The organism is Neobacillus sp. SAB-20_R2A (assembly GCF_049568635.1).
GTDB lineage: Bacteria > Bacillota > Bacilli > Bacillales > Cytobacillaceae > Neobacillus > Neobacillus citreus.
In genome coordinates this window covers 2481641-2497389 of the sequence record NZ_CP145895.1, presented here as the reverse complement: position 1 = coordinate 2497389, position 15749 = coordinate 2481641, and the positions used below count along the sequence as shown (strand labels likewise).

The 15749-nt window shown below is 42.7% G+C and carries 14 protein-coding genes and 2 riboswitches; all 14 genes read right to left on the bottom strand.

Going from position 1 to position 15749, the window contains the following annotated elements; genetic code table 11:
* Window positions 1-5: 5 nt before the first annotated feature.
* Complete coding sequence (locus tag V5M37_RS12220) at window positions 6-1295, bottom strand: acetylornithine deacetylase (RefSeq protein WP_423802160.1); 1290 nt, start codon at window positions 1293-1295, stop codon at window positions 6-8.
* A 72-nt stretch (window positions 1296-1367) separates the two neighbouring features.
* Window positions 1368-1471: riboswitch (TPP riboswitch) on the bottom strand.
* Window positions 1472-1981 carry an energy coupling factor transporter S component ThiW gene (gene thiW, locus V5M37_RS12215; RefSeq protein WP_213140254.1) on the bottom strand — a complete coding sequence of 170 codons (510 nt, stop codon included), beginning with the start codon at window positions 1979-1981 and terminating at the stop codon, window positions 1472-1474.
* A gap of 7 nt (window positions 1982-1988) precedes the next feature.
* Window positions 1989-2630 carry a thiamine phosphate synthase gene (gene thiE, locus V5M37_RS12210; RefSeq protein WP_423802159.1) on the bottom strand — a complete coding sequence of 214 codons (642 nt, stop codon included), beginning with the start codon at window positions 2628-2630 and terminating at the stop codon, window positions 1989-1991.
* Window positions 2627-3439 carry a bifunctional hydroxymethylpyrimidine kinase/phosphomethylpyrimidine kinase gene (thiD, locus tag V5M37_RS12205; protein ID WP_423802158.1) on the bottom strand — a complete coding sequence of 271 codons (813 nt, stop codon included), beginning with the start codon at window positions 3437-3439 and terminating at the stop codon, window positions 2627-2629. The genes thiE and thiD overlap by 4 nt, the downstream gene beginning before the upstream one ends.
* Window positions 3436-4260: a hydroxyethylthiazole kinase gene (gene thiM, locus V5M37_RS12200; protein WP_423802157.1), complete on the bottom strand. Its 825-nt coding sequence runs from the start codon at window positions 4258-4260 to the stop codon at window positions 3436-3438. Before thiM ends, thiD begins: the two co-directional genes overlap by 4 nt.
* A gap of 75 nt (window positions 4261-4335) precedes the next feature.
* A riboswitch (TPP riboswitch) is annotated at window positions 4336-4444 on the bottom strand.
* A 127-nt stretch (window positions 4445-4571) separates the two neighbouring features.
* A complete protein-coding gene (locus tag V5M37_RS12195) occupies window positions 4572-4814 on the bottom strand; it encodes a glutaredoxin family protein (protein WP_423802156.1) in 243 nt (80 codons plus the stop codon).
* Window positions 4815-5145: 331 nt separating this feature from the next.
* Window positions 5146-5946, bottom strand: a complete 801-nt coding sequence (locus tag V5M37_RS12190) for a HipA family kinase (RefSeq protein ID WP_423802155.1) — start codon at window positions 5944-5946, stop codon at window positions 5146-5148.
* Window positions 5943-7058, bottom strand: coding sequence for a glycosyltransferase family 4 protein (locus V5M37_RS12185; RefSeq protein WP_423802154.1), 1116 nt, complete (start codon window positions 7056-7058; stop codon window positions 5943-5945). Before V5M37_RS12185 ends, V5M37_RS12190 begins: the two co-directional genes overlap by 4 nt.
* Before the next feature lie 34 nt (window positions 7059-7092).
* Window positions 7093-8109 (bottom strand): hypothetical protein, encoded by a 1017-nt coding sequence (locus V5M37_RS12180; protein ID WP_423802153.1) that lies wholly within the window; start codon window positions 8107-8109, stop codon window positions 7093-7095.
* 252 nt (window positions 8110-8361) lie between these two features.
* A complete protein-coding gene (locus V5M37_RS12175) occupies window positions 8362-9645 on the bottom strand; it encodes a YjiH family protein (RefSeq protein ID WP_423802616.1) in 1284 nt (427 codons plus the stop codon).
* Window positions 9646-9825: 180 nt separating this feature from the next.
* Entirely contained in the window at window positions 9826-10824 is a 999-nt protein-coding gene (locus V5M37_RS12170; protein ID WP_423802152.1) for an agmatinase family protein, read from the bottom strand.
* Window positions 10802-12094 carry an imidazolonepropionase gene (hutI, locus tag V5M37_RS12165; protein ID WP_423802151.1) on the bottom strand — a complete coding sequence of 431 codons (1293 nt, stop codon included), beginning with the start codon at window positions 12092-12094 and terminating at the stop codon, window positions 10802-10804. Before hutI ends, V5M37_RS12170 begins: the two co-directional genes overlap by 23 nt.
* A 212-nt stretch (window positions 12095-12306) precedes the next feature.
* Complete coding sequence (gene hutU, locus V5M37_RS12160; RefSeq protein ID WP_423802150.1) at window positions 12307-13980, bottom strand: urocanate hydratase; 1674 nt, start codon at window positions 13978-13980, stop codon at window positions 12307-12309.
* A gap of 204 nt (window positions 13981-14184) precedes the next feature.
* Window positions 14185-15666 (bottom strand): helix-turn-helix domain-containing protein, encoded by a 1482-nt coding sequence (locus tag V5M37_RS12155; RefSeq protein ID WP_423802149.1) that lies wholly within the window; start codon window positions 15664-15666, stop codon window positions 14185-14187.
* Between the last annotated feature and the right edge of the window lie 83 nt (window positions 15667-15749).

Below are 15749 nucleotides of genomic sequence, written 5' to 3'. Positions count from 1 at the left end.
TGGCTTTACTCCCCCTTTCGTGTGTTGCACCAGACAGCAATAAATTGAGCTAACACTTTTGTAAAGTCTAACAATTGCCGAATCTCGACCTTCTCATTAACAGCATGGGCATCCTCTAGTTTTCCCGGCCCAAAAATAACTGTCGGAATTCCTGCACGGCCAAGCCAGCCTGCATCTGTTACCGTCGTTGACATATCGAGTACAGGCTTTTTCATAAGCGTTTTTTCAAAGGCGCTTGCCAGCATTCGGGTTCCTGAATGGTCCACATCAAGCTCCAAGGAAGGAAATATTTCACCACGATCGATTATCATAGATTTACCGCCCCAAACAAATTCCGGTGGATTGTCACGAAGCCATGGATCCGCAGCTGCCACTGCACCAATATGCTGCTCAATCTCCTTTATAATCTCTTCGTAATCTTCATCTGGGTAGAAATGAACGGTAACCCACAAGGCGCAGCGGTCGGCAACAAACGCAGCATGCCTTCCGCCCTCGATTACAGCAGGATTAATTGTATTCATACCTGGTGGAAAACCTTCGTAACTCTTTGTCACAGCCCAGTGGCGTTCAAGGTCTTGAAGGCCTTCGATGATTTTCGTCATTTTTTCAATCGCACTGGCACCATTGATGCCTCCGCCGGCATGAATCAGCCTTCTCCTCATCCCATCATGATAGGTTTCTTTGCTTTGAATCGTTATCCAGCCGGTTATGACGCCGCCCTGCCCTTGAATATGTAAATCGCTTGTGTCAACTACCACTGCATAGTCAGCAGAATAGCCCCTTTCCAAACAAGCAAGCGTTCCTGCCTCGCCAACTTCTTCTCCAATAACAGACTGAAATTGCAAATCTCCTTTAAGCGGAACCTCAAGCTCTTTTAAAAGTTTTATAGCAATGAGGGATGCGGCAATACCGCCTTTCATGTCGGCAACACCGCGTCCATATATATAGGAATCCTTGATTCTGGCAGAAAACGGGTCCGCCCCCCATTCCTTTTCGTCGCCAACCTCAGCAACATCCACATGTCCGTTGACAATTAAGCTGCTATATTGCTCGGAGGATTCACCCTTTAAAATTCCAACCACATTCGAATCCCCAGGATATACTTCCCACATATCGGTTTGAAATCCCATGTCTCCTAAATAGCTTTTAAGAAACTCCTGGATTCCCGTTGTATTCCGGGCCGGAGGACTTTCAGTCGGAAACGCAATTAGGTCGCTCAAAAGTTTAAGCAGTTCGGCTTCCCTAGCTTCCACTTCTTGTCCGATCGTTTCTATTAAATTTTCCAGACCAACCATTCCTAAAGCCTCCTAAATTTATTCTAGGTTTTAAAAAAATAACACCCACTCTTTATAGCAAAGGTAAGAGTGGGTTCTGACGGTCCACTTCCCTCCGCTGGAATCATCCAGTTCAGGTTCAAAGGGTTCGGAGCTGTGCCCATCTCAAGCCTTTTAGGCTTCCCCCAGTGAAGGTTCTATTTAGTTACTGTGATATTTTTCTCGCCAAGCCGCACTTTCTTCCTTAAGAAAATCGTTAAAATCACAAATCCAAGCAGTGCTCCGGCAAAGGAACTGAAAATAAATAATGGGATAAACCCGAATAGAGTTGCTTTCTGCCCGAGGATTAGGGTTGCAATAGGATAGGAAAGCAATGCTCCAAGAATTCCCGTCCCAATAACTTCTCCTATAACAGCAAAGTAGATTTTTCTAGTTTTCCAAAATAATAGTCCGGCTAGAAATGCCCCGACCATACTTCCAGGAAACGCAAAAAGCGAACCTGTGCCCATCATATTCCGAAGCAGGGAAACACAAAAGGCCTGGGCCACGGCATAATAAGGGCCCAACAGAACCGCGGAAAGAACGTTTAAAAAATGCTGCATTGGAAAAACCTTTGTAAAGCCAATCGGAATCACGACCAAATTACTTGAAAGAGTCCCCATCGCAATCATCATAGCAGTTAACGTAAGCTTATACGTTTTTTTCATGATCTCTTCACTCCCCTACACTTTTTCGCAAAGCCTTTGCAGCTAAGTGCGGTGAATCGGCAAGGCTGATGGCGGTAATAACTGAAACGCCATCCGCTCCGGCTTCCACGACAGTTGCCGCATTTTCACTTGTAATCCCGCCAATTCCAACAATCGGTACAGCAATTCCTTGACTTCGCAGTTCCTCGATCAGTGCAGTCCCTCTTGATGGCTTTGCATCGGCCTTCGTTTTTGTTGGATAAACCGGTCCAATTCCGAAATAATCGGCACCAGCGCTAAGTGCTTCTTCGGCCTCCTCCGGTGTATGAACGGATACACCAAGAATTTTATTATCGCCAATTTGATTTCTGACTGTTACAGCCGGTTCATCCTCCTGACCAATATGAACCCCATCTGCGTCAAGCGCGATTGCCAGTTCAAGATCATCATTAACGATAAACGGAATTCTGTGTTCTTTGCATAGGCTTTGCAGTTTTTTCGCAAGAGCATATTTTTCTTCCCCGATTAAAGCCCCTTCGCCTTTTTCCCGAAATTGAAAAAAGGTAATTCCTCCGGCGATGGCTTCTTTCAATACCTCAACCGGGTCCTTCCTGCAATTGGCTGTTCCCATAATAAAATATACTTTCAAGGCTTCTCGTAAGTTTATCATGATTGGACCATCTCCATGATCCTTTTCCGGTAAGCCCCATGGTTTGTCGGCCCATGTCCCTGTCCAATCGCAATCCCATCTTCAATTGCAGCCTGAATAAAATCCTTCGCCTTGATGACCGCTTGATATACATCTGCTCCCTTAGCCAGTTCAGCAGTAATCGCTGCTGAAAAAGTGCAGCCAGTGCCGTGTGTGTTCTTAGTCGGAATTCGCTTACTCGTAAAAGTATAGAATTCTTTTCCATCGAAGAGGAGGTCTGTTGATTCTGAAGGGTTTTCATCATGGCCGCCTTTCAACACAACGTTTTGCACCCCTAAGGCATGTAATTTTTTTGCTGCCTCCTTCTTATCTTCTGCTGTACGTATAGACATCCCGGTTAGGACCTCAGCCTCTGGAATATTCGGGGTAACCACTTTGGCAAGCGGCATTAAAAATTTCTGCATCGCAGAAATTGCTTCAATTTGCAGCAAGGAAGCCCCGCCTTTTGCGATCATTACAGGATCGACAACAACATTATCCCAATGATATTTTGTAAGATTAACAGATACAGCTTCAATAATTTCCGCATTAAATAACATACCCGTTTTCACCGCATCAGTCCCCATGTCCTCACCGATGGCTTTCATCTGCTCGATAACCGCTTCTGCTGTCATTGGATAAACTCCATGGACACCTAATGTATTTTGCGCTGTAACAGCGGTTAATGCGGACATGCCAAAAACCTCTAACTCCTGAAACGTTTTTAGGTCCGCCTGAATTCCGGCTCCACCGCCTGAATCGGAACCTGCAATCGTTAACGCCTTTTTCATTTTTGCCCTCCTCCTGTTAATTTTTTTATGGAAGAATAAAGATTGATGTCATCTTCAGCAATCTTCGAAAGCTGGTTCAAAAATTCGATTTGAAAGCTTCCTGGGCCTGATTCCACCGTTAGTTCCGCCGCCTTTTCTGCGGCTATTCCGTATATCGAGACTGCAGCAACAGATGCCTGCAGTAAATCCTTCTCCACCCCGGTAAATGCACCAATAACGGAGGTTAATAGACAACCAGTACCTGTCACTTTTGTTAACAATGGATGTCCATTAGCCACAACATAAGTGGTATTCCCATTCGTAACGACATCTTCCTTCCCTGTAATGACGACGATACAGTTTAATTTTTCTGCAGCAGTCATGGCGAGATCGGTAATATTACCATTTGTGCTTCCCGCATCGACACCTTTGATTTCCCATTTCTCTCCAACGACATTGGCAATTTCAGCGGCGTTCCCTCGAATTATGGATACTCTTAGTTCCCCCATGATCCTTTGCGCTGTTTCCGTCCGATAAGGGGTTGCCCCTGCACCCACCGGGTCAAAAATAACCGGAATACCTTGTTCATTGGCCGCCTTCCCTGCCAAAATCATCGAATCTACCGTTTGTGAATTTAAAGTGCCAATATTTAAAACTAGTGAACTGGCGATCCGTGCCATATCTGCGGCTTCCTCAGCAGCATTGGCCATTACCGGTGATGCCCCAAGAGCCAAAAGTCCATTCGCAGTAAAATTGGTTACCACTACATTCGTAATATTATGTATAAGCGGTTTTACTTCTCTTACTTTTTGCAACGTTTCAAACAAGTTGTTTTTAAGCAAATCCTTCTCCTCCTTTTTAAAAAAAAACCAGGCCCTCATAAAGGACCTGGTTAAGTTAAGTAAGAAACCGTAAAAATTAAACATGGTCTACTTTCCTACGCTGGTATTATCCAGTTCAGGTCCGAAGGGTTAAAAACTAGCCGTTTTCTCTCAGCCCGCTAACAGGGCACCCCTAGTAGTTACATCAAATATGAAATTATCATCAGAATAAACCTAAGAATCTTTTTTGTAAAGAAAAATATCTTAAAAATACTTTTGTTTAACCCGCTTCTAAAAACTCCGAAATACTCGATTTCCGAAATTTGTACTTATTAGCTCTCTTTCGCAAGCTCCATCAATTCTTTAAGATCATTTGTAAAACCCTTTACCGCACGGTTATTCACTACCGTAACAGGAACACCGAGAAAACCGAATTTTTCCACTTCCTTTTGATACTCAGGATTTTCTGCCACATTTCTTGTCTCAAAAGGAATCCCTTCTTCAGTCAGGACTTTCTTAACCATTGTGCATTCGATACAGTCGTTGGTGGTATAAACAATTACTTGTTTGCTCAAGATAAAATTCTCCCCTGTCCGATTATGTCTAACATACACAATATTCATTTTACCTACAAAAAGCAATTTAAATGATTATACGCCAAATGATTTATATAAAGGCAAACAGTGGGAATACAGCTTCATGTCGGGTCATGTCGTTTTGTACATCACTCTACCGACCTCACAACTCGAGAAATGTCACTTCATGCGCTTTCCCAAGGAATAAACACAATAATTTCCCATCACAAAACAGCCTATTCAACCAAAAACCACGAAAAAACAAAAAAATAACCGTCAAAAAATGACGGTTTAAACGATTGTGTACCCATTATTTTACAATTCATTCGCCTCAGGTGGACAATTTGCCAAAATGTCTTTTTGTGATGTCTGACACCCATTTTCTTTTCATAAACCTTTCGAGCAATTTAGGAAGAATTTTTTTTCGCCTTGTTACGAGTGTTGTTACTATTGCTTTTTTTTCGTCTTTTGTGACGCCCCATTCTTCCGGGATAAGCTCAACAATTTCTTCTATTAATAAAATGGGGATTGTTTGAATGACTTCCAGGTGCTCATAAAATATTTTTTCATCCTCGATATAGGCCGACATCAATTCATGTGTGGCACTTTTTAATAAATCGGCAGGGAGATTATCTACATCCTCCTGGGTCCAATTATAGGAACCAAAAACCTCTGCCTGGTCGATCATCCACAGCTTATACGCTCCTGAACCTGAGGCAACTTCTTGAAAAAGAACATTCATACGAGTCCGATCACGATTAAACAGCCAATAATCAAATGCAATAATACCCGCTAATGACTGGTGGTTATCAATAGAAGAAATTTTTGAAACCTTGTGGCCATCCAGACAATCGGGAATAAACAAAGATGCAAATTGGTATTGGGTGTGTCCCATCTCGGCAAGTTCAGGCACCTGTAACGAGAATTCCTCCGGAATTTCTACGATTCTGCCAAATGGAATCGGCAATCCTAGATATCGCCCAAGGCAGTAGGCGACCCATTCATTGGGCAAAGATCTTTCAAAACCTTGCTGAAAGAATTTCACCACATACTCCCTGCCATCATCAAACGTGATTAGATGAGCATTCGATTTTCCTTGTAATTTTTTCTGATAAGAAACAGGTTTAATCAAGTCGCCTCCACCTCCCCATCTCCATTCCTCTCCAATTGAATGAATGATTTTAATAAGTGAACGTATTGATCCGCGACCACTTGAATGGCAAAATTCTCTTCCACCCGACGAACTGCAGCTGCCGACATTTTTCGATGCATGTCGGGATTATCTACAATCTCATAGATTTGCTTGACTGCATCGTCGACGTTTTGGCCCCGATAAAGCAAGCCTGTCTCACCATTTACCACCAGTTCGTTAATTGGCATGATGTTCGAAGCCACAACAGGAACTCCGCACACCATCGATTCAATAAAAGTATTCCCGAACGATTCCGACTTCGTTGTCGCTAGGGTGCAGCCGCCCGATTCGCGAATTTTGGCATAGACATGCGGCATCTGCTGGTACGGAATAACGGGAAACCATTTCACAATGTCAGTTAGTTCCCCGTCATTCCAAGCGGCAGCAAATTCTTCCCGCTGGACGCTTTGTGCACCGCCAATGAGCCAGAATTCTATATCATCACGTTCATTTTTTATTTTCTCGGCGACCTCCAATAGCATTGGCCAATTCTTCCGCCTATCAGTACGGCCTATCCAGCCGACAATTTTTTTACCATGCTGGTTAAGAGGCTGGCTTGCAAAATCGATTTCCTCCAATGGCAATGCCCGAAAAAAAGATGTATCGACTCCGTTGTATATAACGTGAATAGGGATATCCTCTGTAAGAATGGAAACAAGCCTTTTCTGATAGTGGGAGGGAACAATGATTAGTTTGGGCTCGATTCCTTTGAAGGTTTTCAGGTGCGGCATCAGTTTGATAAGCTCGGGGGTTCTAGCCTCTATTAATATAGGACCTTTGTATTTCGCTTTTCGAATCCACTTGTAGGCAGCACCGGTGTCGACTACGATGATGGCGTCATATCCATTTTCTTTGATAATGTTAATAATCTCCTTGTCGTCCTTCGTTAAATAAACTTTAGCCACATCCTGCATAATATGAAGGCCGCCGTGGTCCGTCGTATAGAGGAATTCGGTCTCAATTCCGTGTTTTTTAAAATAAATGGCTCGATTTCGCCAACCGGCATTTACTCCTCCTACAGTGAGCAAGCGCCAGATGACTAATATCTTCATGTTCGCTTCACCTCTCTTTTAATAGGTTTGTAGATTACCTTTTGTGTCTTTTTTTATCTTTTTCATGCTTGTGACGCTTACGATCTTTATCATGATGACCTTTACTGTGGTGACGATCTTTTTTTCGGTCATCATAACTGTATCCTTCATATCGGCGGGAGCGTTTATCCTTATTTTTCTTGCTGCTCTCTTTCATTGAGTAATTCTTCTCAAAACTTTGTTCACGTTTATCCCAGTACTCATCAATCTTTTCCATAACTACTTCTGGGTCAGTACCTCGGGCCAGCATGGTTTTGATCCATTCTTCCTTAAAAACCTTATACATTAACCCTTCAAGCTGTAATACGTATTTTTTTTCGTTGTCTACGATTAAATTCTTTTCACTTAATTTTTTTAAAGTGTTTTTGTCGGTTTCCTGCTTGAGTATGATTTCATAAATATGACGTGAAAGTTCTTCCATTCGGATGAAGTTCTGCCATTCCTCATATAAGTCAGGCGATAATGCTTGTACATGGGATAAAAATACTTCTTTATACTCTTTCCCTAAGGAATTAATTAATTTTCGAGGATAAGGGTAAACACGGTCGCGCCATACGGTCCTCGCGACATCAATCACCTTTAAGCTCCCGTCCTCCTGCAAATAGATTTGCCGTTTATGATGATCTATCCGTTCATAACCTATTTTTTTAAAAGTGATAAGCATGTCTATTAGTTTTGCAGAGAGTTCCTCCGTTAATGGCTGTGATTGCAAATATTCCCGCAGATCAACCCCTTTGATAATCTCCATTGCAATGTAAAGCTTCCCTTTCGCATATACTCGCGGTAAAAGGGTAGTCTTTTGGCCAAGCGATAAAGCATAATACTCCCGTTCACAATCCTCTTCATTTCCAAACACCTTAACGCAAATGTTATTAGTATAGTAAAAAACTGCTCCCTGCCGGCCTTTCCCAATCATCGTCAGCCGCGTATTATTCACAACCTCCACATCTGCATTAGGTACATTTTGGACGCTAATCCTGCTCAATATATTTTCGAGACGCTTAATATTCATTTATTTCCTCCCTCCTGTATTTTTTAAAATATGCCATTAGGTATGAAGCATAATTCATTAATATTACCTCCACAAAACGATAACCATCCAAAATCTTAACAATATCCGCCTCTTCTAATAGTTAATTCATATGAGCGGCGAATGGTTAAGGCTTGTATCCTATAAATGTGAAAGTAATTTTTGAAAATAGCATTTTTTCATAAAAAAAAACCTTGAAACTCAAGGTTTTTTTGGAAAACGAAATTCCTTGGCTTATAGAATTAAAAATGCAATTGGTGCTGTAATCAGGATCGTCAGGACTACTCGTTCGAACCAGATGACCACAAGTTTGCCGACTGTAAGTGGTATTTCAGTTGAAAGGATACATGGTACCACTGCTGAGAAGAAAATGATGGAAGAAACGGATACAACAGCAATGACAAACTTTGTAACAAGTGCAGCCTTTGTTACTAAAAGTGCCGGTAAGAACATTTCGGCAATACTTAAAGCACTGGCTTTTGAAGCAAGCATGGCATCCGGTAGCTGTACGAGCTTTGCGAAAGGATAGAAAATATAGCCAAGCCAATCAAAAACTGGGGTAAATTCCGCTAAAACAAGACCCAGCAAGCCAACTGACATGATCGAAGGAAGAATCCCCATTGTCATGACAAAGCCGTCTTTTAGGTTGTCCCAAATGTTTTTACCAAGACTAGGAGACTCGTTTGCAGTTACCATCGCTTCTTTCCATGCAGTCTTCACTCTGTCTTTCTTAATGATAACCTCTACGTCACCCTCCATATCTTGATAATAGGAATCACTCATTTTGGATAATGGCCAAATACGGACGGTGATAGCGGTTACGATGAATGTTACGATAAATGTTACCCAGAAATAGGCATTCCAAATGTTCATTATATCCAGCGTTTTGGCAACAACGATCATAAAGGTGGCTGAAACAGTAGAAAATCCTGTTGCAATAATTGCTGCTTCTTTAATAGTATATTTTCCTTCTTTAAAAACACGGTTGGTAATTAATAATCCAATTGAGTAACTTCCTACAAAGGATGCCACTGCATCAATAGCAGAACGTCCAGGTGTCTTCCAAATCGGTTTCATCACCGGCTGCATAAAGATTCCGACAAATTCAAGCAATCCATAGCCGACCAATAAAGCCAGAAATACGGAGCCGATTGGTACTAGCAAGCCAACTGAAATGACTAACTTGTTAAATAAAAACGGTGCCATATTTGGGTCAAAAAACCACTTAGGACCAACATTAAATACAAGCATCACACCTGCCACAAAACCAAACACTTTGAGGATTGAAAAGACTAATGTTACCGTGTCTTTTTTCCAAGTGCCTTTAATAAATGGGTAAACAGCACCCAATAAAATCACGAGCAATGCATAATATGGCAGAACTCCTGGAGCCGCCGTTTGAATGTAGGAAACAATGTGGTCCAGCATGATAGATGATTTCCCATTTACTGTTACTGGAATAAAAAAGACAAAAATACCAATGGCACTATAAACAAAAAACTTCACGATATTCATCATGTTGCTGTTCTGTAATTCCGGCTGTACAGCCTTTACTTGTTCAACTGAATGATTTGCCATACTCCATCCCCCTTGAAATAAACTTCCTTTAGTTCATTAAAGTACAAAACCAAAAAATTAAGCATTTGTCCACCTGAGGTGGACAAATACCCCAAATTGTCTTTCTGTGGTGCCTGACACCTATCTCAACATAACCCCTGTAACAAAGGTTAAAAATACTTGGGTGCCGAGTTTAACGGTTGGTTGGACTGCACTGTCTTTAAGCGGGTCTAGACAGACGATGTCCATTGCGCCTACTTTTGGATGTTTGGCTGCTGCTAGTACCCCTTCAAGCAGTTCAGCTGTCGTCATGCCCCCCGGCGTTGAGGCCGGTACCCCTGGGGCATAAGCGATGTCAAGGACATCCATGTCAACCGTCAAATAAATAGTGTCAACTTTAGCGGCGAGTGCGTCCAGACATTCAAGGACCGTCGCCTCGATGCCTTTTTTCCTGGCACGCCCCAGCGTAATATAATTAACACCTTTTTCATCTGCATATTGCTTTAAATCTTTAGTGTTAAAAAATCCGTGTAGACCAATATTATACATATTCGAGCCGTTCACGACGCCGCTTTCAATCAGGTTCCGCATCGGTGTCCCATTCGAAGGTCCATTATCACTCATGTCCCGTAAATCAAAATGAGTATCAAATTGGATAATTCCAATCTTCTCGCCAGGCCGGGCGAGATGCAGACCCTTTACCATCATTGCCGTAATCGAATGATCGCCGCCAATAGCGCAAATCTTGGACTTCGTAAATTGCTGATGAAGTGCCGTAGATGCCGCGATAATATTATCATGGCAGCGGCGGATATCAGTGACATGCATTGGGACGTCTCCTGCGTCGATTGCCGTCATTTCGGTGAGATCCACATCTTCATCCAAATTATAGGTCGTGAATCCTTTCCATGCTCTTCGAAAGGCATCGGGAAATTCCGAAGCACCTGATGCACTGATGGACGAACGGGAAAGCGGGACGCCGACTATCACAAAGTCAGCATCCTTTGCTTTTTCGGGGTCGCTTGCACCTGACAGAGGCTCAATCCATTCATGAACTTTGGAGGCCTCCGCACTGCCCCCCTCTGGCCGTACCCATGTAAAGCTTGGCGGATTTAGTTTAGGATAAAGAAAGCTCTTCAATGAGCTGACCTCCCTTGACAACCACCCGGCCATTTTTCACGACCGTATCAGTATGGTTGACACCATAGGAATATTGAAGCTTCATATAGTTTTCAATGTTAAAAATAGTCACGTCGCCTTTTTTACCGACTTCTAAACTGCCAATCTCGCGGCCGCGATTGATGGCATGGGCAGCGTTAATGGTGGTAGCGGTGATAACCTCTGCCGGAGTCATTCCCATTTTCAAGCAGCCAAGGCTCATGATAAACGGCAGCGAAACCGTTGGTGATGATCCAGGGTTACAATCGGTGGAAAGCGCGACCGGCACTCCTAAATCAATCATTTTTCGGCCATTTGCAGACTCAGCCATTAAAAAATAGGCTGTACCTGGAAGTAATACGCCGACAACGCCTTTTTCAGCCATTGCCTTCATACCTTTTTCTGAAGCTTTTAGAAGATGGTCTGCGGAAATGGCTCCAACCTCTGCCGCAAGTTCCGCTCCTTCATATGGCTCAATCTCATCTGCATGGATTTTCGCAATCAAACCATGACGCTTTCCGGCTTCAAGAATGACCCTTGATTGCTCCGGTGTAAATACCCCATGCTCACAGAACACATCATTAAATTCCGCGAGTCCGAGCTCAGCAACTTTCGGAATCATCTCTTCCACTAACACGCGTACAAACTCATCTGGGTTTTCCTTATACTCCTTCGGAACCGCATGTGCTCCCATAAAAGTAGAAACTACATCAACCACATGCTTTTCCTGTAATTCTTTCGCCACTTCAAGCTGCTTCAGTTCAGTTTCCCAATTCATTCCGTAGCCGCTTTTTGCTTCAACCGTGGTAACACCATGACGCAAGAACTGATTTAAACGGTTATAGCTTTCTTTGTAGAGCTGATCATGTGATGCGGCTTTTGTTGCTCTTGTCGTCGCGTGAATCCCGCCGCCAGCATTCATGATTTCCATATAGGTTTTACCCTGCAAGCGCATATTGAACTCGTTTTCTCGGCTTCCCGCATGAACAAGATGTGTATGCGGATCTACTAAACCTGGTGTTACAAGCTTTCCACTGGCGTCAACTAGTTCAGCCTCAGAGAGACGGTTGGCATATTTAGCTGCAAGCTCTTCATCAGTGCCGACAGCCTGAATAACTCCGTCCTCAATCCAGACACTGCCGTTTTCGATAATGCCGAGCTCAGACATTTCCGCTTTTACCCGTGGAGCATCAGAGCCGCCATGTAAAGTAACAAGCTGAGATGCATTTCTAATAAAAATTGCTTTGGTCAATTTGAGTCATTCCTCTCAAAACATAGTATTGCGGGATTATCTCGGGCTACAGGTCCATTTCAACATGGAATCCGCCAAAAAGTGCAAGTTATTCGCCGAAAACATCAACATATCCGCCGAATTAACCGAGATATCCGCCAAAATAGCGGACATATCCGCCAAACTCGCAGATATATCCGCCAAACACGATTGCGTACCCTTACCTGGTAGTACTAGTCTTGCTTAAGCATTGGCATTTTGATGCCTTTTTCCTTAGCAGTCTTAATAGCCAGATCGTACCCGGCGTCAGCATGGCGGACTACACCCATCCCAGGGTCAGTTGTTAATACGCGCTGCAAGCGGACTTCTGCTTCCTTCGTACCATCGGCTACGATAACCATGCCAGAGTGCTGGGAATATCCCATACCAACGCCGCCGCCATGGTGCAACGAAATCCAGCTCGCTCCGCCTACAGCATTGATCATTGCATTTAGAATTGGCCAGTCGGAAACTGCATCCGAACCGTCTTTCATTGCTTCCGTTTCACGGTTTGGTGAAGCAACAGAACCAGCGTCTAAGTGGTCACGGCCAATAACGATTGGTGCTGAAACCTCACCGCTAGCCACCATGTCATTAATCACTTTACCGAAACGAGCACGGTCTCCATATCCTAACCAGCAAATACGAGCAGGAAGTCCTTGGAATGCGATTCTTTCCTGGGCCATTCTTACCCATTTGCAAAGATGCTCATCATCTTTAAACTCGCGAAGTAATGCTTCGTCAATTTTGCGGATATCTTCCGGATCGCCAGATAATGCCGCCCATCGGAAAGGTCCTTTTCCTTCACAGAATAACGGGCGAATGTAAGCTGGAACAAATCCTGGGAAATCAAAGGCATTTTCCACACCTTCGTCTTTTGCTACCTGACGGATGTTGTTACCATAATCGAATGTAACCGCACCTTTTGTCTGCATATCCAGCATTGACTTTACATGAACAGCCATGCTTTGTTTGGAAAGTTTCACATACTCAGCCGGATTTTCCGCTCTTAACTTCGTGGCTTCCTCTAATGAATAACCAATTGGTACATATCCATTTAATGGGTCGTGTGCGGATGTCTGGTCGGTTAACACATCTGGATTGAAACCTTTTTCGATCATTAATGGTAAAATTTCAGCCGCGTTTCCAAGAAGCCCAATAGAAAGTGCCTTGCCTTCCTTCTTCGCTTCAAACGCTAAACGTAATGCTTCATCAAGATCCTTCGTTTTTACATCCAGGTATCTTGTTTCGATCCGACGGTCGATTCTCCACTCATCGACCTCCACAGCGATACAAACACCATCGTTCATTGTTACAGCAAGTGGCTGAGCGCCGCCCATCCCGCCAAGACCAGCAGTTAGTGTAATCGTGTGTTTTAATGAACCGCCAAACTCTTGACGAGCAAGCTCAGCAAAAGTTTCATAGGTTCCCTGAACGATTCCCTGGCTGCCGATATAAATCCAGCTGCCGGCTGTCATTTGGCCATACATCATTAGGCCCTTTTTATCAAGCTCATGGAAGTGCTCCCAATTAGCCCATGCAGGAACAAGGTTTGAATTTGCCAGCAATACGCGCGGCGCATCCTTATGAGATTTCCAAACTACAACCGGCTTTCCGGACTGGATCAATAATGTTTCATCATCTTCTAACTCTAAAAGCGTTTTCACAATTGCATCAAAAGATTCCCAGTTACGTGCTGCCTTTCCAATTCCGCCGTAGACAACTAAATCTTCTGGCCGTTCGGCAACCTCCTGGTCAAGGTTATTGTAAAGCATGCGGAGCGCTGCCTCTTGAATCCAGCCCTTTGCATGCAGTTCAGTGCCTTTATAATTTTTAACTACTCTTGGTTGTGATGTTTTCGTTTCCATTTTTACACCCCTTATTGGTTTAAATCTATTTTTATTATAAAAAGCTAATCTTCTGAAAAATACGAATAAAACATTAGAAAACAGATACAATTTTTATAATAAAATGCTTTTTTTTAGGACAAACCCTCAATAAAATATACTTTTTTTAGAAAAAGTTAATTATTTTTGGAAATATAACAAAAAAAAGACTCAGTCAGCACTGAGTCATAGTTTCATTTCTTTTCGATATTCTCTTGGTGAGGAACCCATCAAATCCTTAAACAGCCTGCTAAAATAATTGGAATTTTGGAAGCCGGCCATCGCGGCAATTTCATTGATGGGCTTGTTCGTCTCCCGCAGCAGTCTTTTCGCTTCCTTCATCCTGATTCCAGTCAACACATCCGTAAAGCTTGAACCAGTCGTCGAGGTTATAAGATGACTGAAGTAAGACGGATTTCGCTCCACATGTTGAGCTACTTCTTCAAGCCGCAGCTGGCTATTTGAAAAATTAGCTTCCATATAGGCGATGCCTCTTTCGATTGGATCGTTTTTTAAGCTGCGGATGTTAGCCTCCACACCCTGGAAAATTTTTTGCATAAATAAAATCAGATTTTGAACCGTCCGGTAAAGAACCGTATCATATAAAATAGAATTAAAAATGTACCGATATTCCCTCTCAAAGTGCTCATCTTCCTCAAGAGTGTAGGTCTTCATAAATCTTCTTATTTGCGCCAAAATACTTGTCAACCTGATTCTGACCAGACCGGGATCCGGATAAGGAGTTTCTAAATGTAGAAATTCATCATAAAGGCATTTCTTTATTTTTTCCAATTCAAAGTTGGTCAGCATGTCAATCCAATTTCGTTGCTCGGGAGGCGTTAAGAATGGGTCAAGATAAACCCATTTCGGAGAGTATTCAAACTCCACCACCTGCCGGTATCCTTTATAGTAAGTGAAATCCAGCATTTTTCTGGTTTGGCGATATTTTTCGTTAAGAGGCATTGGGGAATTCCCTTTATGAACGACAATCGCAAGGGAGTCGGAAAATTCCTCTTCCCATTTTCTCATTGCTTTCCGGCATTGCTCCATTATGGTGGTACAGGACTCCATAAACAAAAGAATAACCATATCACTTAACGGAAAAATGCCATGCAAATCCTTAAACGAATATTCTAATAAAAAGGAATGCAAGGTACGATTCATTTCAATCTTTTCAGCCTTAAATGCAGCAATATGGTAGTTTTCGCTAAAACCTGTTTGTGAAATAAATAAGGACTCATAGGTAATATCTTTATAAAGGGTTGACTGCATTGGACCATTTGGTTTCAATTTGGTCGAAAGCTTTCGGGATGCCTTTTGATAAGCAGACTTTATTTTTACCGTCGAAAAAGGTTTGATCATTAAATCCAGTGCCTGCAGGTCGATGGCCAAGCGCGCTTTCTCAAAAGTGGCCTCAGCGCTAGTTAATAGCAGAATAGGTTCATATATTTGGATTAAATCACGAAAAGCCGGCCAATCTTCTTTGGTAATCATATCTAATTCGATTAAGACGACTTCAGGAGATTCTTTCTCAAAAAGGACGATAAATTCCTGATAATCAGCCGCCGACAAGATGTTGGCAACAGGAATAGAGGAGGTTTTTAACATCCACTTCAACCCCTCCCGTTCGTTTAAGTCACGATCTGCTATCAGCCATTTTCCTTCCATTAATGAATCCTCCGTTTTTTAAACCTATCTATCATTCTAAAGCATAAAATGTTTGATTAACAGTATCCAATATAGTCTTTATA